25 protein-coding genes are annotated in these 24,505 nt (G+C 70.2%); 15 read left to right on the top strand and 10 right to left on the bottom strand.

What is annotated here, in order from left to right:
* Positions 1–23 precede the first annotated feature (23 nt).
* Complete coding sequence (locus tag AB0B91_RS26235) at positions 24–893, top strand: hypothetical protein (protein ID WP_358324595.1); 870 nt, start codon at positions 24–26, stop codon at positions 891–893.
* Positions 894–911: 18 nt separating this feature from the next.
* Here AB0B91_RS26235 and AB0B91_RS26230 read toward each other — a convergent pair whose 3' ends face one another.
* Both AB0B91_RS26230 and AB0B91_RS26225 read right to left on the bottom strand, forming a co-directional pair.
* Entirely contained in the window at positions 912–2,675 is a 1,764-nt protein-coding gene (locus tag AB0B91_RS26230) for a glycoside hydrolase family 15 protein (protein ID WP_358324593.1), read from the bottom strand.
* Between the two features lie 78 nt (positions 2,676–2,753).
* On the bottom strand, positions 2,754–3,356 hold the full coding sequence (locus tag AB0B91_RS26225) for a hypothetical protein (RefSeq protein ID WP_358324591.1): 603 nt from the start codon (positions 3,354–3,356) through the stop codon (positions 2,754–2,756).
* A gap of 64 nt (positions 3,357–3,420) precedes the next feature.
* Between AB0B91_RS26225 and AB0B91_RS26220 the strand changes: the two genes are divergently transcribed.
* Positions 3,421–4,854, top strand: a complete 1,434-nt coding sequence (locus AB0B91_RS26220; protein WP_358324588.1) for a PLP-dependent aminotransferase family protein — start codon at positions 3,421–3,423, stop codon at positions 4,852–4,854.
* A gap of 16 nt (positions 4,855–4,870) precedes the next feature.
* On the opposite strand, the gene AB0B91_RS26215 is transcribed toward AB0B91_RS26220, so the two are convergent.
* Positions 4,871–5,485 (bottom strand): trimeric intracellular cation channel family protein, encoded by a 615-nt coding sequence (locus tag AB0B91_RS26215; protein ID WP_358324586.1) that lies wholly within the window; start codon positions 5,483–5,485, stop codon positions 4,871–4,873.
* A gap of 11 nt (positions 5,486–5,496) precedes the next feature.
* Positions 5,497–6,975, bottom strand: coding sequence for a peptide MFS transporter (locus AB0B91_RS26210; RefSeq protein WP_358324583.1), 1,479 nt, complete (start codon positions 6,973–6,975; stop codon positions 5,497–5,499).
* 128 nt (positions 6,976–7,103) lie between these two features.
* Here AB0B91_RS26210 and AB0B91_RS26205 point away from each other — a divergent pair, with 128 nt between their 5' ends.
* The 3 genes from AB0B91_RS26205 to AB0B91_RS26195 all read left to right on the top strand — a co-directional run bounded on the left by AB0B91_RS26205 (position 7,104) and on the right by AB0B91_RS26195 (position 11,165).
* Positions 7,104–8,942 (top strand): AMP-dependent synthetase/ligase, encoded by a 1,839-nt coding sequence (locus AB0B91_RS26205; RefSeq protein ID WP_358324580.1) that lies wholly within the window; start codon positions 7,104–7,106, stop codon positions 8,940–8,942.
* A gap of 66 nt (positions 8,943–9,008) precedes the next feature.
* Positions 9,009–10,520, top strand: coding sequence for a hypothetical protein (locus tag AB0B91_RS26200; protein WP_358324577.1), 1,512 nt, complete (start codon positions 9,009–9,011; stop codon positions 10,518–10,520).
* Positions 10,521–10,682: 162 nt separating this feature from the next.
* Positions 10,683–11,165, top strand: coding sequence for a hypothetical protein (locus AB0B91_RS26195; RefSeq protein ID WP_358324574.1), 483 nt, complete (start codon positions 10,683–10,685; stop codon positions 11,163–11,165).
* Between the two features lie 91 nt (positions 11,166–11,256).
* Here AB0B91_RS26195 and AB0B91_RS26190 read toward each other — a convergent pair whose 3' ends face one another.
* Positions 11,257–11,523 carry an Atu4866 domain-containing protein gene (locus tag AB0B91_RS26190; protein ID WP_358324571.1) on the bottom strand — a complete coding sequence of 89 codons (267 nt, stop codon included), beginning with the start codon at positions 11,521–11,523 and terminating at the stop codon, positions 11,257–11,259.
* An 80-nt stretch (positions 11,524–11,603) separates the two neighbouring features.
* On the opposite strand from AB0B91_RS26190, the gene AB0B91_RS26185 reads away from it, so the two are divergent.
* The 4 genes from AB0B91_RS26185 to AB0B91_RS26170 all read left to right on the top strand — a co-directional run bounded on the left by AB0B91_RS26185 (position 11,604) and on the right by AB0B91_RS26170 (position 14,967).
* On the top strand, positions 11,604–11,759 hold the full coding sequence (locus AB0B91_RS26185) for a hypothetical protein (protein ID WP_358324568.1): 156 nt from the start codon (positions 11,604–11,606) through the stop codon (positions 11,757–11,759).
* Positions 11,760–11,904: 145 nt separating this feature from the next.
* Positions 11,905–12,669: a phosphotransferase gene (locus AB0B91_RS26180; protein WP_358324565.1), complete on the top strand. Its 765-nt coding sequence runs from the start codon at positions 11,905–11,907 to the stop codon at positions 12,667–12,669.
* 109 nt (positions 12,670–12,778) lie between these two features.
* Positions 12,779–13,768 carry a GTP 3',8-cyclase MoaA gene (moaA, locus tag AB0B91_RS26175; RefSeq protein WP_358324562.1) on the top strand — a complete coding sequence of 330 codons (990 nt, stop codon included), beginning with the start codon at positions 12,779–12,781 and terminating at the stop codon, positions 13,766–13,768.
* A 137-nt stretch (positions 13,769–13,905) separates the two neighbouring features.
* On the top strand, positions 13,906–14,967 hold the full coding sequence (locus tag AB0B91_RS26170; protein WP_358324558.1) for a DUF6457 domain-containing protein: 1,062 nt from the start codon (positions 13,906–13,908) through the stop codon (positions 14,965–14,967).
* A 315-nt stretch (positions 14,968–15,282) separates the two neighbouring features.
* Here the strand turns inward: AB0B91_RS26170 and AB0B91_RS26165 are convergent, their stop codons facing one another.
* Positions 15,283–15,597 carry a DUF3099 domain-containing protein gene (locus AB0B91_RS26165; protein ID WP_358324893.1) on the bottom strand — a complete coding sequence of 105 codons (315 nt, stop codon included), beginning with the start codon at positions 15,595–15,597 and terminating at the stop codon, positions 15,283–15,285.
* 99 nt (positions 15,598–15,696) lie between these two features.
* Between AB0B91_RS26165 and AB0B91_RS26160 the strand changes: the two genes are divergently transcribed.
* Positions 15,697–15,909 (top strand): dodecin, encoded by a 213-nt coding sequence (locus AB0B91_RS26160; protein ID WP_189126916.1) that lies wholly within the window; start codon positions 15,697–15,699, stop codon positions 15,907–15,909.
* A gap of 112 nt (positions 15,910–16,021) precedes the next feature.
* Here AB0B91_RS26160 and AB0B91_RS26155 read toward each other — a convergent pair whose 3' ends face one another.
* Positions 16,022–17,377, bottom strand: coding sequence for a metallopeptidase TldD-related protein (locus tag AB0B91_RS26155; RefSeq protein ID WP_358324890.1), 1,356 nt, complete (start codon positions 17,375–17,377; stop codon positions 16,022–16,024).
* 41 nt (positions 17,378–17,418) lie between these two features.
* Complete coding sequence (locus AB0B91_RS26150; protein WP_358324555.1) at positions 17,419–18,912, bottom strand: TldD/PmbA family protein; 1,494 nt, start codon at positions 18,910–18,912, stop codon at positions 17,419–17,421.
* 77 nt (positions 18,913–18,989) lie between these two features.
* On the opposite strand from AB0B91_RS26150, the gene fabG reads away from it, so the two are divergent.
* On the top strand, positions 18,990–19,685 hold the full coding sequence (gene fabG / locus AB0B91_RS26145; RefSeq protein ID WP_214636319.1) for a 3-oxoacyl-ACP reductase FabG: 696 nt from the start codon (positions 18,990–18,992) through the stop codon (positions 19,683–19,685).
* 1 nt (position 19,686) lies between these two features.
* The gene (fabI, locus tag AB0B91_RS26140) at positions 19,687–20,451 is read left to right on the top strand and encodes an enoyl-ACP reductase FabI (RefSeq protein ID WP_358324551.1); all 765 of its coding nucleotides are present in this window, start codon (positions 19,687–19,689) and stop codon (positions 20,449–20,451) included.
* 34 nt (positions 20,452–20,485) lie between these two features.
* Here the strand turns inward: fabI and AB0B91_RS26135 are convergent, their stop codons facing one another.
* Positions 20,486–21,316, bottom strand: a complete 831-nt coding sequence (locus tag AB0B91_RS26135; protein WP_358324548.1) for a hypothetical protein — start codon at positions 21,314–21,316, stop codon at positions 20,486–20,488.
* A 127-nt stretch (positions 21,317–21,443) separates the two neighbouring features.
* On the bottom strand, positions 21,444–22,391 hold the full coding sequence (locus tag AB0B91_RS26130; RefSeq protein ID WP_219528511.1) for an aldo/keto reductase: 948 nt from the start codon (positions 22,389–22,391) through the stop codon (positions 21,444–21,446).
* Between the two features lie 64 nt (positions 22,392–22,455).
* Here AB0B91_RS26130 and AB0B91_RS26125 point away from each other — a divergent pair, with 64 nt between their 5' ends.
* Genes AB0B91_RS26125 through AB0B91_RS26115 form a run of 3 tightly spaced genes read left to right on the top strand, consistent with a single transcriptional unit; the run spans position 22,456 to position 24,461 of the window.
* On the top strand, positions 22,456–23,142 hold the full coding sequence (locus AB0B91_RS26125) for an MSMEG_4193 family putative phosphomutase (protein ID WP_358324544.1): 687 nt from the start codon (positions 22,456–22,458) through the stop codon (positions 23,140–23,142).
* Positions 23,143–23,151: 9 nt separating this feature from the next.
* The gene (locus AB0B91_RS26120) at positions 23,152–23,700 is read left to right on the top strand and encodes a DUF3090 domain-containing protein (RefSeq protein ID WP_219528509.1); all 549 of its coding nucleotides are present in this window, start codon (positions 23,152–23,154) and stop codon (positions 23,698–23,700) included.
* Complete coding sequence (locus AB0B91_RS26115) at positions 23,697–24,461, top strand: SCO1664 family protein (RefSeq protein ID WP_358324541.1); 765 nt, start codon at positions 23,697–23,699, stop codon at positions 24,459–24,461. The genes AB0B91_RS26120 and AB0B91_RS26115 overlap by 4 nt, the downstream gene beginning before the upstream one ends.
* Positions 24,462–24,505 lie beyond the last annotated feature (44 nt).

Here is a 24,505-nt window from a genome sequence, read left to right as displayed (position 1 = left end):
AACGGACAGAGGGGACGCGGCGCGTGAACTTGTTCAAGCGTGACCGGGAGCCCTCTCGGCGGTCGATCGAGGATGTCGATCTCGACTCGCTGCTCGGGCTCGTCGCCGAGTCCCTAGGGTACACCTGCGTCTTCGCCGCCGACGGCGCCTCGCTGGCGCTGAGCGGCGACAGGGAGATCCTGGTCAGGCTGACCGGGTTGCGCCGCGAGGTGGGCCGCCGGCCAAGGGACGACTGGCCCATGCTGGTCTCCGAACACCTCGCGAACGCTCTCGCGGCGGCCGACGAACGCCTCGACGTCTGCGACCTCGACCAGGTCAAGCCGCTGCTGCGGACCCGTGTCGAGGCGGTCGACGAGGTCGCCGACCTGACCAGGGTGGTGGGTCGCCATCTCAACGGCGACCTGGTCGAGCTGCTCACGGTGGGCTCCAGGCCGGTACGCCCCGAGGAGGCCGGCTGCTGGCCCGTGCCGTCGGGCCGGGCGCTGGAACTGGCCATCACGAACGTCGGGCGGGACGAGCGGCTGGAGCTCGAGGCCATCGAGCTGTCGGGCACGCCGGTGTGGCGCCTGACCGGCCGGACCCCGGCCGCGGCCACCCATCTGCGCTGGCTCGGCGACTACCTGCCGATACCCGCCGACGGGGTGCTCGTGGTGCTCCCGGATCCGTACACACTGATCGTGCACCCGGTCGACGGGATCGGCGTGGTGCGGGCGCTGGAGCGCCTGCGTGTGCACGCCGTACGCACCGACGGGCTCAGCCCGCAGGTCTACTGGTGGCACGAGGGGCGGCTGACGCTCATCAGGGCGGACATCGTCCTGCAGGACGGCCTGGCCCGCCTCGTGGTGGCGCCGCCGCCGGAGTTCGCCAAGGTGCTGGCCCGGCTCGCCGTCTGACCGCCGGGCCAGTGGAGCTCAGCCCGGTTGGGAGAGCGCGCGGGCGGCGTGTACGAGGGGGACGTGGCTGAACGCCTGGGGGAAATTTCCCACCATCCGGGCGTATCGCGGGTCGTACTCCTCGGCCAGCAGCCCCACGTCGTTGCGCAGCGCCAGCAACCGCTCGAACAGCTGCTTGGCCTCCTCCTTGCGCCCCTGCATGGCCATCACCTCGACCAGCCAGAAGCTGCACGCCAGGAACGCGCCCTCGCCGCCGGGCAGCCCGTCGACGTCGTTGTCCTCGGCCACCGGGTAACGCAGCACGAAACCGTCGGACATCAGCTCCTTCTCGACGGCCGCCACCGTGCCGGCCACGCGCGGGTCGTCGACCGGCAGGAAGCCCACCAGGGGCATGAGCAGCAGCGCGGCGTCGACGTCCGGCGAGCCGTAGGACTGGGTGAAGGTGTTGCGCCTGGCGTCGAAGCCCTTCTCGCAGATCTCGGCGTGGACGGCGTCGCGCAGCTCACGCCACCGCTCGACGGGGCCGGTCCTGCCGAACCGCTCCACGTACTGGACGGCCCGGTCGAGCGCCACCCAGCACATCACCTTGGAGTGGGTGAAGTGCCGGCGCGGGCCGCGTACCTCCCACAGCCCCTCGTCGGGCTCGTCCCAGTGCTCGGCCACGTAGTCGAGCAACTGGCGCTGGATCGCCCAGGCGCGGTCGTCGGCGGCCAGGCCGGAGGTCCTGGAAACGAACAGACAGCTCATCACCTCGCCGTAGACGTCCAGCTGGAGCTGCTTGACGGCCTGGTTGCCGATCCTGACCGGGCGGGAGTCCTCGTAGCCGTCGAGCCAGTCGAGCTGCATCTCCGGCAGCCGGCGCTCGCCCGCGACGCCGTACATGATCTGCAGGTCCTGCGGGCGGCCGGCGATCGCGCGCAGCAGCCACGCCCGCCAGGCTTCGGCCTCGTCCAGATAGCCGGAGTTGATCAGCGCGTCGAGCGTCATCGTCGCGTCACGCAGCCAGCAGTAGCGGTAGTCCCAGTTGCGCACGCCGCCCAGGTCCTCGGGGATGGAGGTGGTGGGGGCGGCCACGATGCCGCCGGTGGGGTCGTAGATGAGGCCCTTGAGCGTGATCAGTGAGCGGACGACGGCCTCGCGGTAGGGGCCTTCATAGGTGCATTTGGCCACCCATTCGGCCCACATCGCCTCGGTCTCGGCGAGCTGGGTCTCGGCGTGGATCCGCGGCGGCATCGGCTGGTGCGACGGGTGCCAGGTGAACACGAACGGCAGCCGCTCGCCCTCCTTGACGGTGAAGGTGGCGCGGTGCGCGTAGTCGCCGCCCTTGAGCGGGACGGGGGAGTGCAGCCAGATCGAGTCCGGGCCGCCGATCGCCTGCAGGTGGCCGTTGGTGCGGCGCACCCACGGCACGATCCTGCCGTAGTCGAAGCGGACCCTGAGCTGGGTGGACATCTGAACCGTGCCCGAGACGCCCTCGACGATGCGGACCACGTCGGGGTTGCGGTCACGGGGCGGCATGAAGTCGATCACGCGGACCGTGCCCGTCGGGGTGTCCCACTCGCTCTCCAGGATCAGCGTGTCGGGCCGGTAGCGCCGCCGGGTGGCGGCCCGCCTGCCGGTGGGGCCGAGCCACCAGTGGCCGTTGCGCTCGCTGCCGAGCAGCGCCGTGAAACAGGAGGGGGAGTCGAACCTGGGCAGGCAGAGCCAGTCGATGGAACCGTCTCTGCCGACCAGGGCCGCCGACTGCATGTCGCCGATGAGCGCGTAGTCCTCGATCCGCATGTACCGACGCTACCGGCGGGAAGGCGATCTCGCGGCCGCTCCGTGCACGTCGCGTCGTGAGCGGGCACGGCCGCGAGATCACGTCAGGGGGAACCGGCGGGCGAACAACTGGGTCACCGGGCCGATGGCCAGCGCGTAGACCAGCGTCGCGACGCCGACCGTGCCGCCGAGCAGCCAGCCGAGGACCAGCACCGTGGCCTCGATGAGCAGGCGGCTGAGCCGGAGCGACAGGCCGAGCTGGGTCAGGCCGGTCATGATGCCGTCCCGCGATCCCGCGCCCAGCCCCGCGCCGATGTACAGGACGGTGGCCAGCGCGATCGACACCACGCTGAGCACCAGGTACAGCCAGCTCGCCGCCCAGTGCGTGGCGGTGGGCAGCACGTAGACCGCGGCGTCGGCGAACAGGCCGACGAAGACGACATTGCTGATCGTGCCGATCCCGGGCTTCTCCTTCAGCGGGATCCACAGCAGCATCACCAGCGCGCCGACCACGATGATGACCGTCCCGATCGACAGGCCCGTCCGCATGGCCAGGCCCTGGTGGAGGGCGTTCCACGGGGCGTTGCCGAGCCCGGAGTCGACCTGGAAGCCGATGCCCGCGCCGTACAGAGCCAGACCGCCGTAGAGGCGCAGGAGGCGGATGGGCAGGGTGTTCGGGCGGGGGACGGATGCTTCGCTCATAGTGGTCACAGAGTGGCAGGGCCACCGCTTGCCAAACCAGGGCCAATCCCGGAAAGTGGCCTTTATGAGGTTTTTGTCGGCGACGCAGGTGGCCAGGCTGGTGGACATCCCGGCGGGCGCCAGGCCGTACTACCGCGCGCTCGCCGACGCCGTGCGTGAGCTCATCATGGACGGCCAGCTGCCGGTCCGGGTGCGCCTGCCGGCCGAGCGGGACCTGGCCCAGACGCTGGCGGTCAGCCGCACCACGGTAACCGCCGCCTACGACCTGCTGCGCGAGCGGGGCTACCTGGAGAGCAGGCAGGGCTCGGGAAGCTGGACCGTACTGCCGGACCCGGCCATGTCGGCGGAGAACCCGTGGCTGTCCCAGGACGGCGACGGGCTCATCCCGCTCCACTGCGCCGCCCCGCCCGCCCCGTCGGCGCTGGCCGAGGCGATGGCCGAGGCCGTGGCGGACCTGCCCAGGTACGGCATGGGCCACGGCTACGACCCGATGGGCCTGCCCGTGCTCAGGGAGCGGATCGCCGCCCACTACACCGGCCGCGGGCTGGCCACCAGGCCGGAGCAGATCCTCGTCACCACCGGTTCCCAGCACGCGATCCAGCTCGTGCTCGGCCTGCTCGTCGGCCCGGGTGACCCGGTGCTCTTCGAGTCGCCCACTTACCCGCACGCCATGGACGTGGCCCGCGGGCGCGGCGCCCGGATGGTGCCCGTCGGCATCTCGCACGAGGGCTGGCAGACCGACCTGGTCTCCTGCGCCATGCGCCAGTCCGCGGCGCGGCTGGCCTACCTGATGCCCGACTTCCAGAACCCGACCGGCGCGATCATGGACGACGCCACCAGGGCCGCGATCGCCGGGGCCGCCAGGCGCACGGACACCATGCTGGTCATCGACGAGACCTGGTCGGAGCTGGCCCTGGACGAGGTGCCGCGTACGGCGCCCATGGCCGCCTTCGACACCGACAGCAGGATGATCAGCATCGGCTCGGCCTCCAAGCTGTGGTGGGGCGGGCTGCGCATCGGCTGGGTGCGCACCACGGCCGCGCTGGCCCGCCGCCTGGCGGTGCACCGCGGGGCCGTGGACATCGCCAGCCCGGTCCTGGAGCAGCTCGTGGTGGCGCGGCTGTTCGACCGGATGGAGCAGACCAGGGCCGAGCGCCGCCGCACGCTGCGGGCCTCCCGCGACACGCTCGTCGCCGAGCTCCGCGAACGGCTGCCCGGGTGGAGCTTCACCGTGCCCAAGGGCGGCGGCACGCTGTGGGTGCGGCTCGACGGCGGCTCGTCCGTCGCCCTGGCCGACGCCGCGGCCCATCATGGGGTACGGCTCGCGCCGGGGCCCTGGTTCGGGCTGGAGGGCACGCTGGAGGGTTACCTGCGCCTGCCGTACACGCAGCCGCCCCAGGTGCTCACCGAAGCCGTCACCCGCATCGCGGCGGCCCACGAGCGCGGGCCAGTCGGCGTCCGGCCGCGGCTGCCCGACTCGCTCATGCCGATGGTCTGACCGGCACCGGCCCGGTTCACTCTGCCGGTTTGACGCCCCTGGCCAGCGGGGCGCGCCAGTTGTAACGCATCGCGGCGATGCGCAGGACGAAGGCCAGCACGGCGGCGGCCAGTGTGGCCTGCCAGCCGTGCAGGTCGATCGTGTAGAGCGCCGCCATGGCCGCCGAGCCGAGCATCGCGGGCACGGCGTAGAGCTGGCGGTCGTACAGCAGCGTCGGGATCTCCCCGGCCAGCACGTCGCGCAGCATGCCGCCGCCGATGGCCGTCGTGACGCCGAGCAGGGCCGCGTGCAGGGGGCCGAGCCCGTAGTCGAGCGCCTTCTCGGTGCCCACCGCGCAGAACAGGCCGAGGCCCGCCGCGTCGAGCACCAGGATGGCGGGCATCACCTTGGCCACGTGCGGATGCCAGAAGAACACGATGGCCGTGGCCACCACCGGCACGAGCACGTAGCCGGAGCTCTGGAAGGCGGTGGGCCGGACGTTCAGGATCAGATCCCGCACGACGCCGCCCCCCAGGGCGGTCATCTCGGCGATCACCGCCATGCCCACCACGTCGAGCCGCTTGCGTACGCCCATCAGCGCACCCGACAAGGCGAAGACGAAGATACCTACGAGATCGAGAATTACCGACACAAGACTGATTTCTACCTGAAAGTGGTCGGATGGTGCTCGGCCATCAGCGCCCGCAGCCGCCGCGTGAACACCAGCAGCACCGCTCCGCCCACGACCGCCATCGCGGCCAGGAGCAGGTAGTACGCGGGCTCGGACAGCACGGCGCCGAGCCGTCCGGTCTGCCCGCCGACCGCGTCGCCCACCGACACCGCGATGAACCAGATGCCGAGCATCTGCCCCTTGAACGCCCGCGGCGCCAGCTTGGCGGTGACCGAGAGCCCCACCGGGCTGAGCGACAGTTCGCCGAACACCTGGATCAGGTAGACCAGCACCAGCCACCAGACCGAGACCTTGCCCGTCTCGGCCAGCCTGGCCGCCACCGCCATGACCACGAAGCTCAGACCCGCCATGAACAGCGCGAACGCGAACTTCTGCGGCGTTCTCACCCGGGTCCCCAGCTTGGTCCAGAGCGCCGCGAACACCGGCACCAGGATCAGGATGAACAGCGAGTTGAACGACTGCGTGGTCGCCGCCTGGATCGGGATGCCGAACAGCGACAGGGCGGTGTTGTTCTGGGCGAAGAACAGCAGCTTGCTCGGCGCCAGATCGAAGATCATCCAGAAGATCGCGGCCGCCACGAAGAGCCAGATGTAGGCCTTCATCCGCAACCGCTCGTCCTCGGTCAGATCGTGGCTGCCGAGCATGATGTAACCGAAGTAGAGCACCGGCACCGCCAGCACCACGACCGTCACCACCACGGTGAACCTGGACAGCGTGAACGTGCCCGTCGCCACCCAGATCGCCATGGCCACCACGGTCAGGGCCATCGCGAACGAGACGATCTTGATGGCCTGGTCCCGCTCGGGCGGCGTCAGCGGCAGGCCGGGCTGGTCGCCGACGCCTCTGAGGCTCTTCCTGCCCAGCGTGTACTGCAGCAGGCCGAGTGCCATGCCGACCGCCGCCGCGCCGAAGCCGAGATGCCAGCGATCGCCCGCGGCCAGCCCGCCCACCACGATCGGCGCGATGAAGGCGCCCAGGTTGATGCCCAGGTAGAACAGCGAGAACCCGGCGTCCCTGCGCCCGTCCTCCTCGTCGCGGTAGAGCCGGCCGACCATGACCGAGATGTTCGGCTTGAGCAGGCCGGTGCCGGAGATGATCAGCAGCAGCCCGAGCCAGATGAAGGACGCCCCACCGACCGGGAGGGCCATGCTGATGTGGCCGCACATGATGATGAAGCCGCCCCAGAAGACCGACTTGCGCGGGCCCAGTATCCGGTCGGCGATCCAGCCGCCGGGCAGCGCCACCAGGTAGATCAGCGCGCCGTAGACGCCGACGACCGCCTGTGCGGTCTGCTCGGTCATGCCGAGGCCGTGCTGGGCGGGTGAGGCCGCCATGAAGGTGGCGAGGATGGCGCGCAGGCCGTACCAGCTGAAACGCTCCCACATCTCGGTGCCGAACAACGTGGCAAGGCCCCACGGATGCCCGAAGAACGTCCGCTCGCCCTTGCTCATGCGCCGTCTCCTTCCGCGTGCGACTCATCACTCTACGTGACGGTGGTGCCGAGGCCTTGCCGCTACCCCGGTGGTGTGGTGCGATGCATGCCAGCTCAGCAAGTGACCACTGACTGGAGGCGGGTGCCATGGCAGATGTCCTCGAGGTCCGGGCGGAGATCGAGCGGTCAATCGCCGGACGTACCGTATGCGGGCAGCTCAGCGAGCTCGCCGAGCGATACCCCGACGCGCCCGCCTACTCCGATCCCGTCGACGGTGGCTGGAGCACGCTGAGTTACGGCCAGGCCAGGCAGCGGGTGCTGGAGATAGCGGCCGGATTCGCCGCACTCGGCCTGGAACCCGGCGAGTCGGTCGCCCTGATGATGGTCAACAGGAGCGAGCACGTGCTGGCCGACCTCGGCGCCGTGCACGCGGGCGGCGTCGGCTGCACCGTCTACTCGACGTTCGCGCCCCACCAGGTCGCGTTCGTCGCGGCCGACGTGGGCGCCCGGATCGTGGTGCTCGGCGGGCCCGCGGAACTGGCCCGCTGGCGGCCGGTGCTCGGCGAGCTGACCGGACTGCGCAAGATCATCATGCTGGAGGGCGCGCCCGACGACGATGACCGGTTCATGTCCTGGCCGGACTTATTGGAGCTGGGGAGCTCCGCGCTGGCCGCGCACCCGGAAGAGGTCGAGGCCCGATGGCGCGCCGTGACGGCGGGCGACGTGGCCACCGTGCTCTACACCTCGGGCACCACCGGCCGGCCCAAAGGCGTCCCCCTCACCCACGCGAACGTCTTCTACGAGGTCGAATCGACCGACCGCATCACCTCACTGCCCATCCAGGGCACGCAGATCTCCTACCTCACCTACGCCCACATCGCCGAGCGGGTCCTGAGCCTCTACCTGCCGCTGGTGAAGGTCTCCCACGTGCACTTCTGCACCGACCTGGCCAACCTCGGCGCCACGCTCGGGCAGGTCAAGCCGATGATGTTCTTCGGCGTGCCACGCGTGTGGGAGAAGATGATGGCCCGCCTGCTGGCGGTCCTGGCCACCCAGCCGGAAGAGCAGCAGGCCGCCGTACGCCAGGCCATGGCGGCCGGCGTCGCCTACGTCGAGGCCGGGCAGTACGGCGGCACGATCACCCCCGAGATCAGGGCCGCCTACGAGCAGGCCGACTCCTCACTGCTGTCCATCATCCGAGGCATGATCGGCTTCGACCGCGCCGAGTGGACCGCCACCGGCGCCGCGCCGCTCCCCGCCGAGGTGCAACGCTTCTACGCCGGTCTGGGGCTGAAGGTCATCGACGTGTACGGCATGACGGAGACGACCGGCGCCTTCACCGGCAATGGCCCCGCCTGCTACCGCCTCGGCACCGTCGGCCGGGCCGAGGCGGGCGTCGAGGTCCGCATCGCCGCCGACGGCGAACTCCTCACCCGCAGCCCCCTGAACACCCGCGGCTACCTCAACCGCCCCGAGGAGACCGCCCAGCTCATCGACGACGAGGGCTGGCTGCACACCGGCGACATCGGCACGGTCGACGCCGACGGCTTCTACCGCGTCGTCGACCGCAAGAAGGAGCTGATCATCACCGCCGGCGGCGAGAACATCTCCCCGGCCGAGATCGAGAACCACCTCAAGGAACACCCCCTCGTCGGCCAGGCCCTCGCCTACGGCGACAACCGGGCCTACCCGGTGGCCGTGCTGACGCTCGACGCCGAGGTGGCGCCCGGCTGGGCGCAGGCGCGCGGCATCACGTTCGGCTCGCTCGCCGAACTGGCTGAGCACTCCGACGTGCTCAAGGAGGTGGAGGCCGCCGTCGCGGTGGCCAACGCCAAGCTGGCCAGGGTGCAGCAGGTCAAGCGGTGGGCGCTGCTCGGCACCGAGTGGACGGCCGAGACCGAGGAACTGACGCCCAGCCTGAAGCTCAAGAGGCGGGTCATCCACGCCAAGTACGCCGACGTCATCGAGGGGCTGTACTCCGGCTGATCCTTTGCCGTTGGGAGCGTGAGTCGTGGTCGTGGTCATTACCGGGTGGTTCCTACCGTCTCGATCATGACCAGAAGTCTTCTTCTCGTCTCGCTCGCGGCGGGGGCGCTCACGGTGCCCATACCGGCGTCCTCCGCCGCGACCGAGCTCGCGATCCGTGAGATCAACATACGACCGGCGAGCCCTGTGGTCGGGGCCGGGAACTCCGTCCGGCTGGTGATCGACGTGATCGCCAAGGGGGTGAAGGGGAGGGACGGGGTGACCATCCAGGTCGAGCCCGGGTCCACACCCGACGCCACAGGCTCTGTCACCAGCGGATCCCCCATCACCTCCAAGCCCTCCCCACCCGGCACCGGGGTGCTCGCACCCGGCCCCACAGGGTCCGCCGCAGCTCGGTCCGCCGCGGCTCGGTCCGCCGCGGGCCGGTCGGCCGCAGCGGCTCCGGCCCCGGCTCCACGCGCCGCCGTCGGCGGGCACCGTGGCGCCCTGCGCGTCGCGGCCACCAGGCCCGGTGGCGCCTTGCGGGTGGCAGCCGGCGGGCCCGATGACGCCTCTCGCGCCCAGGGGCTTCCCGCCGCTCTCCTGCAGCGCACCGGGCACGCCCGTCTGGCCGTATGGTCCGCCTGGGACGCACCACCGACCGCCCACGACGCGAGGCCAACCCAGGGCGTACGACTTTCCACCACCCCCGCTACTCAGGGCGCGAACGCGACCCCCGTCCAGGGTACGGACGCGACCCCCGTCCAGGGCACGGACACGACGCCCGCCCAGGCCGCGAACACGACGCCCGCTCAGGGCACGGACACGACGCCCGCCCAAGGCACGGACACGATGCTGGCCCAGAGCGGGAACACGGCCCCTGCCCAGGGCGCGAAGACGGCGATCAACCCCGTCTCAGACGCCAAGACGGCCATCAACCCCGTCCCGGGCGGAGAGGTCGCCGTGGACCGTGCTGCCGGGGGCGTCAACACGGCTGCCGAGCCCGGCCGGGCCGGGTGGCCGGCATGGTTCGGGCCGGGTGCCTGGGCGGCGGCCAGGGAGCCGCAGCCCCGCCCCGTCAACGTCGAACCCGCCCTGGCACTCATGCCGGTCTGGCGTACGACGCCGGGCGGGATGCGGATGAGAGACGACTGGCAGACCTGGCGGTTCCTCCCCGACAAGGCACTCAACCGCTTCTACCCCTCGGGAACGTGGACGATCACCGCCACCGCGACGGGCGACGACGGCACGAGCGTGACGCGGCATCAGACGTTCCAGCTCAAGCGCGAGACCAAGCTGTCGTCCGTACGAGCGGAAAAGGCGGGCGCTACCGATTCCGTACGACTGCACGGCTCCCTGACCAGGGTGGACCCGCGCGGATACGCGGAATATGCGCCGTTCGCGGACCAGCGGGTGGAGATCCTGTGGCGCGCGGAGGCCGACGACGAGTGGGAGCGGGTGGCGGTCACGACCACCGGCGAGACGGGCGACTTCGCCAAGACGGTGCAGGGACGCGCCGACGGCTTCTGGCGGGCCCGCTACCTGGGCACCGACCACTACGCCCCAAAGGTCTCCCGGATCCACGAGAGCTCCGAATAACCGGATAAAAGCATAAAAATCGTGCGATAAAGCCCGTCAGGCGAATTGTCGTTGCACGATTGTGATCGAGGATTTCGCAACTTTCTCTTTCCTTTGGGCGTCATTGGCGTTGACGTGCTCTGTCCTTGGGGCGCGTTCTCCTACGGGGAAGGAAGTTCATTCATGATGCGACGTCTCGCCGCCGGACTGGCGGCGGCTGCTCTGGGCGCCACGGTCGTGGCGACCGCCGCCACGCCGGCGCTGGCCGATCCCGGGTTCGACGGTGGTCACACCCGCCTGCAGCTCGACGCCAACCCCGAACCGGCCTGGCGCGGCAAGCCGCTCACGCTCGAAGGCAAGCTGTCGGTGGAGTGCGAAGAGGACTACATCAGCGGCTTCGTGTCCGTCCACAACGCCGACTACTGCAAGGAGTCGGAGTCGTGGCACCGCCTGGGCTGGAAGCGGGTCGCGATCCTCTTCCAGGCGGACGGCAGCGGCCGCTGGGAGTACGTGGAGTCGGTCAGGACCAGCGGTGACGGCTACTTCTCCACCCGCGTCCCCGCGTACACCTCGGGCACCTGGAAGGCCGTCTTCGAGGGGTCCAGGTATCTCGATGGCGCGCAGGCCACCGACTGGGTGAAGGTCGTCGGCGGCCGCCGCCACTGACCACGCACCCGGCTCGCGAACGCGCCCGGTCCCCAGGAGGGCGCCGGGCGTTTTCGTGTCTTTCACCGCCCCGGATCCGGAAGCGACGGATTCACGCTCCGGGGCGCGGCTCCTCCCGGTAGAGCACGAGGTGCTCGTGGTAGAGGACGCCGTCGCGGATGTCGCCCGTCGCGGTGAACCCGGTGTCGTCCACATAATCCAGGTGGGCGCCCGTCACCGTGTAGCGGCCGGTGTAGGCGCTGCGCCGATCACCGCGAGCTTCGTCGTAGCGGCCGTTCGCCAGCAGTTCCTGCCGGATGTAGCCGTCGGCCGTCACCCACATGCCGACCACGTTCACGTCGGCTGCCTCGCCGGACATCGCATCCCCCTCGTCGGTTGCCTGTTCCGGCGTCAGTCTCCCGCCCGCCCGGAGCCGGTGACAGGCTGCGCTCTTCCTGGGTGCGCGACACCCAGGAAGCCGATGGTCGAAGTACCGCTGATGGCCTGATGGAGGTGCGTCGAGCGATCGTGGTGATGATGATCGCGCGGGTCGGCCGGCTCCCGGACATCGCGCATCTCCTGGTCATCACCGACGGACCACGTGCTCGATCTTGAGGCCGAGGTCCTATGAGACGGTCCTCGTGAGGCGCCGTCCCTGAAGCGGGGATCCCGAGGCCGGGTGCTCGTGAGACCGCGCTCCTCGAACCCAGACCACAGGGCTCTCAGCCGAGGGTCGCGGCCATGGCGTAGAGTCCCGCGGGTGATCGAAGAGCCTTTGGCCGGAGGCGGGGTCAACTTGGTCGTCCGGGTCGGTGCCACCGTCCGGCGGCCGGTCGGTCCCTGGACGCCGGCCGTGCACCGCCTGCTGGAGCACCTCGCCGCGGCCGGGTTCGAAGGGGCGCCCCGCGCTCACGGGCTCGACGAGGCCGGTCGGGAGGTCCTCGACTTCGTCCCGGGAGACGTGGCGCACTACCCGCTGCCCGCCTACGCCTGGAGCGACACCGCGCTGGAGGCGCTGGCCGTACTCATGCGGGCCTACCACGACGCCACCGCGGACTTCACGGAACAGGACGCCGAGTGGTACTTCCCGGCGCGCGAACCGGCCGAAGTCATCTGCCACGGTGACATCGCGCCCTACAACTGCGTCTACCGCGGCGGCCTGCCGGTGGCGCTCATCGACTTCGACACCGCCCATCCCGGGCCGCGCCTGTGGGACGTCGCCTACGCCGCCTACCGGTTCGTCCCGCTGTCGGCCGTCGGCAACGGCGAGGCCGTACTGACGGTGAAAGAGCAGGCCAAGCGGCTGCGGCTGCTCGGCGACGCCTACGGCCTTTCCGACGACGAGCGGGCGGCGCTGCCCGAGGTGGCGGCGGAACGGCTGTGGGCGCTGGTCGACCACATGCGGCAGCAGGCCGCGGCCGGGAACGAGGCGTTCGCCGCCCACCTGGCCGATGGGCACGCCGACCTCTACCTGACGGACATCGAACACATCACCCGCCACGCCACCACGTTCCGGCACGCCTAGCCAGGAATCACCTGATCGCGAGCCGCGTTGTCGTCGGGTGACTTGTCGGTTTTGGGGCGGCCGGAAGACCGACATAGGCTGGCGTTCTAGCGATACAGGAGGTGACGCCATGTTGCGAGACTCGTTCGGACGGGTGGCGACGGATCTGCGGGTGTCCCTCACGGACAAGTGCAACCTGCGCTGCACCTACTGCATGCCACCCGAAGGGCTCGACTGGCTGCCCAACGCCCAGCTCCTCACGGCCGACGAGATCGTCAGGCTGGTCACGATCGGCGTCGAACAACTGGGTGTCACCGAGGTCCGCTACACCGGGGGCGAGCCGCTGTTGCGCCGCGAACTGCCCGACATCGTCGGCCGTACCGCCGCGCTCAGCCCCAAGCCGCAGGTGTCGCTGACGACCAACGGCATCGGGCTGGCCCGGCTGGCCGGGACGCTCGTCGAGGCGGGTCTCGACCGGGTGAACGTCTCGCTCGACACGCTCGACCGCGACACGTTCAAGCGGCTCGCGCACCGCGACAGGTTCGAGGACGTCATCGCCGGGCTGAGCGCCGCCCATGACGTGGGCCTGCGTCCCGTCAAGGTCAACACCGTACTGATGCGCGACGTCAACGACCACGAGGCCGTACCGCTGCTGCGCTACTGCCTCGATCGGGGCTACGAACTGCGCTTCATCGAGCAGATGCCGCTCGACGCCCAGCACGGCTGGAGCCGCGAGGGCATGGTGACCGCCGACGAGATCCTCGCGCTGCTGTCGGTCTCGTTCGACCTCACGCCCGACGACCTCGAGGAGCGCGGCAGCGCGCCCGCCGAGCGGTTCCTGGTCGACGGCGGGCCCGCGCGGGTGGGCGTGATCGGGTCGGTGACACGCCCGTTCTGCGGCGCGTGCGACCGCGTACGGCTGACCGCCGACGGGCAGATCCGCAACTGCCTCTTCGCCACGGAGGAGTCCGATCTGAAGACACCTCTGCGGGACGGCGCCTCCGACGAGGAGCTCGCCGCCCGCTGGATCGCCGCCGTGTCGCGCAAGCGCGCCGGACATGGCATCGACGACCCGTCGTTCCTCCAGCCGTCCCGGCCGATGTCGGCGATCGGCGGCTGACCGCCTTTTATCGTGCGTCGTACGGAACGGCTTCACTTTTTCCGTACGACGTGCGGTAGGAGTCGCCGCCCGGCGAGAGTCGCGTGCCGAAACGGGGTGGCCGGTTGGCCCCCCGCCGGAGTGCGTACCGTGGGGGCGTGACGATCGGTGGAGAGTACGACGCGATCATTCTGGCCGGGGGACAGGCGCGTCGGCTGGGCGGCCTGGACAAGCCTGGTCTGAGCGTCGGGGCCCGGGCGATGATCGAGAGCGTCGTGCTGGCGGCGTCAGGGGCCCGCACGGTGATCGTGGTCGGCCCCGAACGCCCGCTCCCGGGGGCCCGCGAGAACCACGGGAAGGTGGGGCCTTCGCGCGAGGCCCGGCAAGAAGCGGAGCCCCCGCGCGAGACTCGGCAAAGAGCGGCGCCCATGCGCGAGGGCTGGAAGGGGACGGCGCCCTGGTTGGAGGAGCGGCCGCGGATCGTCTTCGCGCGGGAGGACCCGCCTGGCAGTGGGCCGGTGCCGGCGCTACGGGCTGGGCTGCGCGAGGTCACGGCGCCACGGGTGGTGCTGCTCGCCGGAGATCTGCCGTACCTCAGAACCGGGCACATCACCGAACTGCTCCACGCCTCGTCCCAGGCAGCAGCCGCCGGGCGGGGCGGCGGAGACGTGAGAGCCGATGTGAGCGGCGGCGACCTGAGCGGCGCGTACATCGGCGGCTATGTGAGCGCCGACCACGAGAGCGCTGGCGACGTGGGCGGTGGGGTCGTGGTGGTCGACGATGGCGGGCGGGAGCAGTGGTTGCTGAGCCTGTGGCCTGCCGAGACGCTGCGCCGGGCGCTGGACGGCTATACGGGGCGCTCCCTGAGAGGGTTGCTCGGACCGCTTGTCCACGCGCGCGTGGCGCTGCCCGGCCGGCCGTGGTTCGACTGCGACACAATGGACGATCTAGAGGAGGCTCGCATGAACGTGCTGAACGAATGGACCGCCCTGGCCTGCAAGGAGCTGGGCGTCGACCCCGCCCGCGTCGACCGGGACCTGATCCTGGAGCTGACCAAGGAGGTGGCGCACGGCGTCGCCAGGCCCGCCGCCCCGCTGACCGCCTATCTGCTGGGGCTCGCCGAGGGCGCTGGCACCGCGCCCGCCGACGCGGTCGCCCGGATTACCGAGCTCGCCAGGAACTGGGGTGAGGCCACGGCCGAGACGCTGACCGACAGTTGACACTCCAACGAACTGTTGATGTCAAGCCGTGCTCAAAGTTGCGGATTTCGTGCGAACAATGAGCGCCGCGGAGCGTAAACGATTTCGGGAAAGCGGCCCTACCCAAGAGGGTTCCAGGGCTGTTGGACTGATCGTCCGAGAGGGAGTTTCCCCAGGAAAGGGGCGACGCCGGGTGGTTACGGGGGCAAACCACCCGGCGTCGCTTCATCGGCGTTCCGACGGGGGCCCGGAACGCCGGCACCAGCACTCCGACGGGGGACCGGAGCGCTTGTCTAAAGCGTACACCTACAACCCATGGGATGCGTCAAGACTTAGTCACGACCCGATCTCGCGTCGATGCCTTGGTATCTCGCTTTGGTTAGCTTCCGGTGTGTGAAAGGTCGAGGGAGGGGCATCCCGACCCCTCTCATTGGCCCCGATTACCGCTATGTATGGCAAAAAAACTGCGGCGGCGATGAACAGCAGCCGGTACGGCCACGGCACCGGCACCACCACGGCCAGGATCAGGCACATCGTGCGGATGCCCATCTTGATGAGGTAGCTGATCTCCCGCCGATGGATGTCCGAGCTCAGCGACGGTTGCGCGTCGGTGACCTGGTGGACGTCCTGCTTCTTGCGCCACCCCTTCATGACTTCCACGGTAGACCCCGTAGGGGTCGCCTGCGACAGGGACCTGGGTCGGCGGCAGCGGTCATGCGATCATGGCCTTCGAGTAAGGAGGATGTGGAGATGACGGATCGTACGTACCGGGTGACCGAGATCGTCGGCACATCGGGGGAGAGCGTCGACCAGGCCATCCGCAACGGGATCAGGCGCGCGTCGGAGACGCTGCGGCACCTGGACTGGTTCGAGGTGACGGAGGTTCGCGGGCACATCGACGCGGGCGAGGTCGCGCACTTCCAGGTCGGCATGAAGGTGGGCTTCCGCCTGGAAGACTCCTGACGGCCCGCGAATGGCTGCCCGCGGATGGCTGCACGCGCGAATGACGGCCCGTGGATGACGGCACCGCGAAGCGCGCGCCCGGGCGACCCGGGCGCGCGCTACCGGAGCACGGTCAGCTCGCCTGGCTGACCGTCGACATGTTGAAGTCCGGCACCCTGACGGCGGGCATCACGGTACGGCTGAAGTAGTCGTTCCACTCGCGCGGCAGCGTCTGCTCGCTGGAACCCACCTCGGACAGCCGCCCCAGCAGGTCGACCGGGCTCTCGTTGAACCGGAAGTTGTTCACCTCGCCCACGACCTCACCGTGCTCGACCAGGTAGACCCCGTCACGGGTGAGCCCGGTCACCAGCAGCGTCTGCGGATCGACCTCGCGGATGTACCACAGGCAGGTGACCAGCAGGCCGCGCTCGGTGCCGGCGATCATCTCGGCCGGCGAACGCCCGTCGCCGGGCGCCCGCATGATCAGGTTGTCGATCGCGGGCGTGACGGGCAGCCCACTGAGCTCGGCCGAGTAGCGGGTCTGCTGCAGTGCGCCGAGCCGCCCGTCCTTCACCCAGTCGGTCGCCGACAGCGGCAGGCCGTTGTCGAACACCGAGCTCTCGCGGCTGGAGGCGTGGGCGATCACGAACGGCGCGCACTCGATGCCGGGGGCGGCCGGATCGCTGGCGAGCGACACCGGCAGCGTGGCCAGCTGCTCGCCCACGCGGGTGCCGCCGCCCGGCTTGGCGAAGACCGAGCGGCCGTCCAGGGCGTCCCTGGCGCCCGCGGACCAGTACGCGTAGATCATCAGGTCGGCCACCGCGCTCGGCGGCAGCACGGTCTCGTAGCGCCCCGCGGGCAGGTCCACCCGGACCTTGGCCCACTCCAGCCGCTGCGCCAGCGACGCGTCCAGCGCCGCCACGTCCACGTCGGAGAAGTCGCGGGTGCCCACGCCCGTCCAGGCCGAGCGCTTCAGGTCGGCCGACTTGGCGTTGAGCTCCAGTCGCCCGGACGGCTGGTCGTGGCGCAGGCGCAGCCCGGTGGACGTGCCGAGGAACGTCGTGGTCAGCGAGTGCTCCGCGAAGCCGTACAACCGCCTGCCACCGGCCTCGGCGGCGGCGAACGCGTCGCCGAGCGCGGGCGCGAACCGCTCGAACACCCCGATGTCGGTCGGAATCACCGGCTCCGCCCACGAGGCGCTCGCCGGGACGCCCTCGACCAGCGGCCGCGCGTCCTCGGCGGGCCGCGCCTCGCGCGCCGCCCGGTCGGCCGCGGCCACCACGCCGGCGAGCTGATCCGGACGTACGGCGGCCCGGGAGACCACGCCCACGCCCTGGCCCGCGATCGAGATCACGGTCAGCCGGGCGGAGCGGGCCACGCCGTTGGTCGTCAGCGTGTTGCCCGCGAAGCGCAGGTTGGCCGTGGACCCCTCGTCCACGAGCACGACGCAGCCGTCGGTGGTGGACAGCTCCAGAGCCTTCTCCACCATGTCCTGCGGAGAGATCTGCGCGCCAGGGGATCGCTGCTCGCTCACTTTCCACCCTCCTGCACGGTGTTGAGGATCCGTACGCCCCTGAACAGCCCGGACGGACAGCCGTGGCTGACCGGCGCGACCTGGCCCGGCTGACCCTTGCCGCAGTTGAAGGCGCCGCCCAGCACGTACGTCTGCGGCCCGCCGACGGCCTCCATCGACTGCCAGAAGTCCGTCGTGGTCGCCTGGTAGGCGAAGTCGCGCACCTGCCCGGCCAGCTTGCCGTGCGAGATCCGATAGGCCCGCTGCCCGGTGAACTGGAAGTTGTAGCGCTGCATGTCGATCGACCAGCTCTTGTCACCGACGATGTAGAGCCCCCGCTCGACCCGCGAGATGAGCTCCTCGGTCGAGGGCCCGTCAGGCGCGGCGGCGAGCGAGACGTTGGCCATCCGCTGGATCGGCATGTGCCCCGGCGAGTCGGCGAACGCGCACCCGTTGGACCGCCCGAACCCCTTCATCAGCGCCATCCGCCGGTCGAGCTGGTAGCCGACCAGGATGCCGTCCCTGACGATGTCGAAGCTCTGCCCCTGCACGCCCTCGTCGTCGAAGCCGATCGTGGCCAGGCCGTGCGTGACGGTCCTGTCGCCGGTCACGTTCATCACCGGCGAGCCGTACACGAGCTCGTTGAGCTGGTCGAACGTGGCGAAGCTGGTGCCCGCGTAGGCCGCCTCGTAGCCGAGCGCCCGGTCGAGCTCGGTGGCGTGCCCGATCGACTCGTGGATGGTCAGCCACAGGTTGGACGGGTCGATCACCAGGTCGTGGTCGCCCGCCTCCACCGAGGGCGCCGCCAGCTTCTCCGCCAGCAGACCGGGGAGCCGGGCCAGCTCGTCCGCCCAGTCCCAGCCGGTGCCCGTCAGGTATTCGTAGCCGCGGCCCACCGGAGGCGCGATCGTCGACATGTCGTCGAACCCGCCACCCGCCGCCTTCATCGCGTTGAGCTTCGGATGCACCCGCACCCGCTGCTGCGTGGTCACCGTGCCCGCCGTGTCGGCGTAGAACTTCTGCTCCTTGACCTGGAGCAGCCGGGCCGAGACGTGGTCGGCGCCCTTGAGCAGCCCGGCCGACCAGTCGGCCAGCAGCGCCACCTTCTCCGCCGACGGCACCTCGAACGGGTCGACGTCATAGGCGGAGACCCACACCGTCTCGGAGTGGACCGGCTCGGGGGCCAGCTCGATGGGCTCCCGGTTGATGGGGGCGCTCACCTCGGCCACCCGCACCGCCTGCTCGGCCACCGTCGCCGCCGCCTCGGGCGTGAGCTGGATGCCGGCGGCGAAGCCCCACGTGCCGCCCTTGACGACACGGACCGCGTAGCCGAGGTCGTCGGCGTCCATGGCTCCTTCGAGCCGGGCGTCGTAGAGGCTGAGCGTCTCGGCTCTGACGCGTTCCAACCGGAAGTCGGCATGCTCGGCGCCCAGGTCACGAGCACGTTGCAGGGCGGCGTCCGCCAGCTGCCGCATCGGCAGCTCCAGGAAATCGGAATCGATCTGGCGCATGTCCACGATCCTAACCCCGTGATCTTGTACCTCCCGGACAAGGGGATACCCGCCGGTAGGAGATAGCGTCTGGTGCCATGGCACGCTCAGTACTCGTCACCGGAGGCAATCGCGGCATCGGCCTCGCGATCGCCCGTGAACTAGCCGCGGCCGGCGACGCCGTCGCGGTCACCTACCGATCGGGGGAGCCGCCGGAGGGGCTGTTCGGCGTCAAGTGCGACGTGACCAGCATGTCCGACGTCGAGGCCGCCTTCGACAAGATCGAGGCCGAGCAGGGCCCGGTCGAGGTGCTGGTCGCCAACGCCGGCGTCACCAAGGACACGCTGCTGGCGATGATGAAGGAAGAGACCTTCACCGACGTCATCGACGCCAACCTGACCGGCGCCTACCGCGTGGCCAAGCGGGCCATCCGGCCCATGATGAAGCTCAAGCGCGGCCGCGTCATCCTCATCTCCTCCGTGGTCGGCCTGTCCGGCTCGGCCGGACAGACCAACTACGCCGCCTCCAAGGCGGGCCTCATCGGCTTCGGCCGGTCCATGGCGCGCGAGTACGGCTCGCGCGGCATCACCGTCAACGTGGTCGCGCCCGGCTTCGTCGCCACCGACATGACGGCCGATCTCGACGTGGAGGCCATCATCAAGAACATCCCGCTCGGGCGCCAGGCGGCGCCGGGCGAGATCGCGCGCGTCGTCCGCTTCCTGGCGAGCGACGACGCCTCTTACATCACCGGGGCCGTGATCCCGGTCGACGGCGGACTCGGAATGGGGCACTGACGTGGGAATTCTCCAAGGCAAGCGGATCCTCGTGAGCGGCGTGCTCACCGACGCGTCGATCGCGTTCTCGGTGGCCAAGCTGGCCCAGGAGCAGGGCGCCACCGTGGTGCTCACCGGGTTCGGCCGGATGAGCCTGGTCGAGCGCATCGCCAAGCGGCTGCCCGAGACACCGCCGGTGATCGAGCTCGACGTCCAGAACACCGAGCACCTCGACACGCTGGCCGACCGGGTCGGCGAGCACGTCGACGGCCTCGACGGCGTCGTCCACTCCATCGCCTTCGCCCCGCAGAGCGCCCTCGGCGGCAACTTCCTCAACACCACCTGGGAGGACGTCGCCACGGCCGTGCACATCTCGACCTACTCCTACAAGTCGCTGGCCGTCGCCTGCCTGCCGCTGATGAAGGAGGGCGGCGCGGTCGTCGGCCTCGACTTCGACGCGAGCAAGGCGTGGCCGGTCTACGACTGGATGGGCGTCGCCAAGGCGGGCCTGGAGTCGTGCAACCGCTATCTCGCCCGTGACCTGGCCAAGCAGAACATCCGCGTCAACCTCGTCGCCGCCGGGCCGCTGCGCACGATGGCGGCCAAGTCGATCCCGGGCTTCAAGGAGTTCGAGGACAGCTGGCCGGAGCGTGCCCCGCTGGGCTGGGACCTGTCCGACACGGTCCCCGCCGCCAAGGCGTGTGTCGCGCTGATGTCCGACTGGTTCCCCGCCACCACAGGCGAGATCGTCCATGTGGACGGCGGCGCCCACGCGATCGGCGGCTGACCTGTTCTGATCCGCGGCCGTCGCCGCCGGCTTTCTAAGCCAGGCGGTGGCGGCTGTTGCCCGCTCTGGCCGGTTCGAAGGGGATCGAGTCCGGCTGCTCCATCCGCTGGCGGCGCTGCTGGACGATGCGGGTGGCCAGGATCGCCGACGTCAGCAGGGCGATCGTCAGCGAGGTGCCCAGGACGTCCGAGGCGGGTTTCGACGGGCGGATGATGGGCTGGTCGCGCATGGGATCCGTGAGATCCCTGGCGAAGGGGTTGGGCCACAGAAGGTCTATTCGAGGCTCGTCGGTGTCGGCGGTCTGGATGCTTTTGACCGGATGTTCGGTCGTGTCCAGCTCTTGCGGCTCGGTCTCCGGCGGCGTCGGGCCCCCCGTCGGGAGGGTCGTCGTCGTTGAGTCCTTCCTGTCGCGCTTGTTGGGCTTCGCGGTGGGCGTGGGCTTGGCGGAGTCCTCGGGGTGGGGGTCCTTGTGGTGTGTCTGGACGTCCTGGTTCTCGCAGCCCACCACCGGGAGACAGACCTCGCTGAGGGTGTTGGGCAGCAGGTGGTCGTCCGTGGGTGTCGGCTGGGGCTGCCCCGACGCGGTGGGAATCGTCGTCGGGACCGCGTCGCCCACCGTGCCGAGGACGTCGTCCGCGGTCTTGTCGACCTTCTTCGTCACGGGATCGAGCGTGTCGCCCGTGAGGGTGTCGACCGTGCCGGTGACCGCCTCCACGACATTGCACAGGCCGTTCGTCACCCCGGAGAGCAGTCCGTCGCCGCGCGTGCAGTCGGTGGCCTCGGCCAGCGCGGGCGACGCGACGACCGGGATCGCGACCAGCGCCAATGCGAGAGCTCCAGCCGAGATCGCGGTCCTGCTCCCCATCCGTCCCCTCCTGGGTTGCTTACGGAGGAAATCTTGATGGACTTCGGCGGTGCGACGCAGGTGTTTTCCGGCTAAAGTTGCGATTCGGTATCGACGCGTGACACGCGAGCATGACTCTCGTTCGCTCTCAGTCGAGCGACGACACGTCATCCAGGGCCTCACGTATCTCTCGCGGCAACACCACGTCCTCGGCGGTCAGTGCGCCGGCGAGCTGAGCGTGCGTACGGGCACCGACGATAGCGGAGGCCACGCCCGGCTGGTCGCGTACCCATGAGAGTGCCACAGCCAACGGCGAGACCCCGAGCCCGTCGGCCGCGGTCATCACGGATTCGACCACACTACGGCTGCGCTCGTCGAGATAAGGGCGGACAAAGTCGGCGAAATGCGGCGTAGCGGCCCGTGAATCGGCCGGAATCCCCGTCCGGTACTTCCCCGTCAGCACGCCTCTGCCGAGCGGTGACCAGGCCAGCACGCCCGCGCCCACGTGCTCGGCGGCGGGCAGCAGCTCGCGCTCCGGCTCGCGGGCCAGCAGGGAGTATTCGGCCTGGGCGGAGGTGATCGGGATGCGGCCGGGGATCACCCGCTGCATGACCGCGGCGGCGGCCAGCTGCCAGCCCGCGTAGTCGCAGACGCCCGCGTAGACCGCGCGGCCCGAGGAGACGATCGCGTCGAGCGCCGCCATCGTCTCCTCCAGCGGCACCTCGGCGTCATAGGTGTGCAGCTGCCAGAGATCGATGTAATCGAGGCCCAGCCGGTTGAGGGAGTCGTCGACCGCGGCGATCAGGTGGCGCCTGGAGGCGTCCCGCGGCCGCCGGCCCGACGGCGTCACCACCGCCTTGGTGGAGATCACCAGCTCGGAACGCGGCACCGAGTCGCGCAGCATCCGGCCGAGCAGGCGCTCGGCGTCGCCGCCCGTGTAGACGTCGGCCGTGTCGACCAGGGTGCCGCCCGCGCTCATGAACGTGCGGAGCTGCGCCGCAGCCTCGTCGGCACTGGTGTCACGCCCCCAGGTCATCGTGCCGAGCCCCAGGCGGGACACCGACAGGCCGCTCCGGCCGACATAGCGCTGCTCCATGATCCCGCCAGGTTACCGCCCGGGTGCGTCAAACGCCGTGATCCACGCCTGCGACACTTGGTCGGTGACCACCCTCCTTCTCGTCCGCCATGGGCTCACCGCCCTCACCGGGCCGGTGCTGGCCGGCCGTACTCCTGGAGTGCATCTGAGCGAGGCGGGCCGGGCGCAGGCCGCGGCGCTGGCCGGGCGCATCGCGGGGGTCCGGCTCGACGCCATCGTCTCCAGCCCGCTCGAACGCTGCCAGGAGACCGCCCTGGCCGTCGCCGAAGGGCGCGGCATGGACGTACAGACCGATGAGCGGTTCGTGGAGTGCGGTTACGGAGCGTGGACCGGGCGGCCGCTGGCGGAGCTGGCGAAGGAGCCGTTGTGGCAGGTCGTGCAGGCCCATCCCAGTGCGGTGACATTTCCGGAAGGGGAGTCACTGACCGTTATGCAACACCGGGCCGTGACCGCCGTACGGGAGTGGAACCAACGCCTCGGGGGGAAAGGCGTCTACCTGGCCTGCAGTCACGGAGACGTGATCAAGGCCATCGTCGCCGACGCTCTGGGGCTTCATCTGGATCAGTTTCAACGGATAACAGCAGATCCTGCGGCTCTCACCGTCATTCGCTATGCCCCCCTGCGTCCCTTTGTGCTCAGGCTTAACGATATGGGGGAATTGCAGCTTCCCGAGGATTCGGAGGAGAAAGACGGGGGAGAAAAACTCACCGGGAGCGATGCCGCCGTCGGCGGTGGACCCGGAACCACGTAAGGTCAGGCTATGCCGGTCTTCGACTACGACCCACCAGAGAGGTTCGTGGCCGGTGCCTTGGGGCAACCGGGCGCGCGAGCCTTCTTTCTGCAGGCCAGAGCCGAGGGCAGACTGACCACGGTAGCGCTGGAAAAACTGCAGGTGGCCGCACTCGCGGGCAGGCTGGACGAGCTGCTCGACGAGGTGCTGCGCCGCAGTGGGGGCACCGCGCACGTGCCTGCCATGGCGCCCGCCGACCTGACCGACGACAAGCCCCTCGAGGTGCCTGTCACCGAGGACTTCAGGGTCGGCACCATGGCACTGGCCTGGGATCCCGACACGTCACAGGTGGTGATCGAAGCGCAGGAGATCATCGACGAGGAAGCCGTCGAGGCACCCGAGCCCGCCATGCTGCGGGTGCGGATCAGTGCCGGGGTCGCCCGTGCGTTCACTCAGCGGGCGCTCCAGCTTGTCGCTGCGGGCCGCCCGGCGTGTCCCCTTTGCGGACAGCCACTCGACCCCGAGGGACACGTCTGCGTCCGTCTCAACGGCTATCGCGGGGGTGAGGCGACGTCATGAGCGCTCCGGAGAGCGAACCGGCTACCAGGCCGTCGCACCCGTCGCCCCTGGAGGACGAGGGGGCGCTAGAGCTGCTCCGCGACGGCCGCCTGGAGGTCGCGGGCCGCCTCGTCGAGGCGACCAACATGACGCTCTACTGCTCGATCACGCTCGGCGCGCGCACCGCCGCGTGCGTGTACAAGCCGGTACGCGGCGAACGCCCGCTCTGGGACTTCCCGGACGGCACACTGGCCGCCCGTGAGGTCGCGGCGTTCGAGGTCTCGCAGGCGACCGGCTGGCAGATCGTGCCGCCGACCGTCTACCGGGAGGGTCCGTTCGGCCCCGGCATGTGCCAGCTCTGGATCGACACCGAACGCGAGGTCGACCTGATGCGCCTGGTACGCAGCCGCAACCCGGTGGTGCGCCGGATGGCGGTGTTCGACGCGGTGATCAACAACGCCGACCGCAAGGGCGGCCACCTGCTGCCGCTGCCCACCGGCCACGTCTACGGGGTCGACCACGGCGTCTGCTTCTCCGCCGAGGACAAACTGCGCACCGTGCTCTGGCAGTGGCGGGGCAAGCCGCTGGCCCGCGAGGCCGTGGCCACGCTCACCAAGCTGGAGCGCGACATCGAGTCGGGCCAGCTCGGCCGCAGGCTGCGTGACCTGCTCACGCTCGCCGAGGTCGAGGCGACCTGGACCCGGATCAGACGGCTGCTCGAAACCGGTCTGCACCCCTACCCCTCCCGCGACTGGCCGGCCATTCCCTGGCCGCCGATGTAAACGGCCATCCCCTGGCGGTCGTGGTAAATCCGTTTACTACGCTT

It is taken from the genome of Nonomuraea sp. NPDC049141 (assembly GCF_040648415.1).
Taxonomy (GTDB): Bacteria; Actinomycetota; Actinomycetes; order Streptosporangiales; family Streptosporangiaceae; genus Nonomuraea.
Note: the sequence above shows the minus strand (reverse complement) of the source record. Positions and strands in the feature narration are given on the sequence as shown.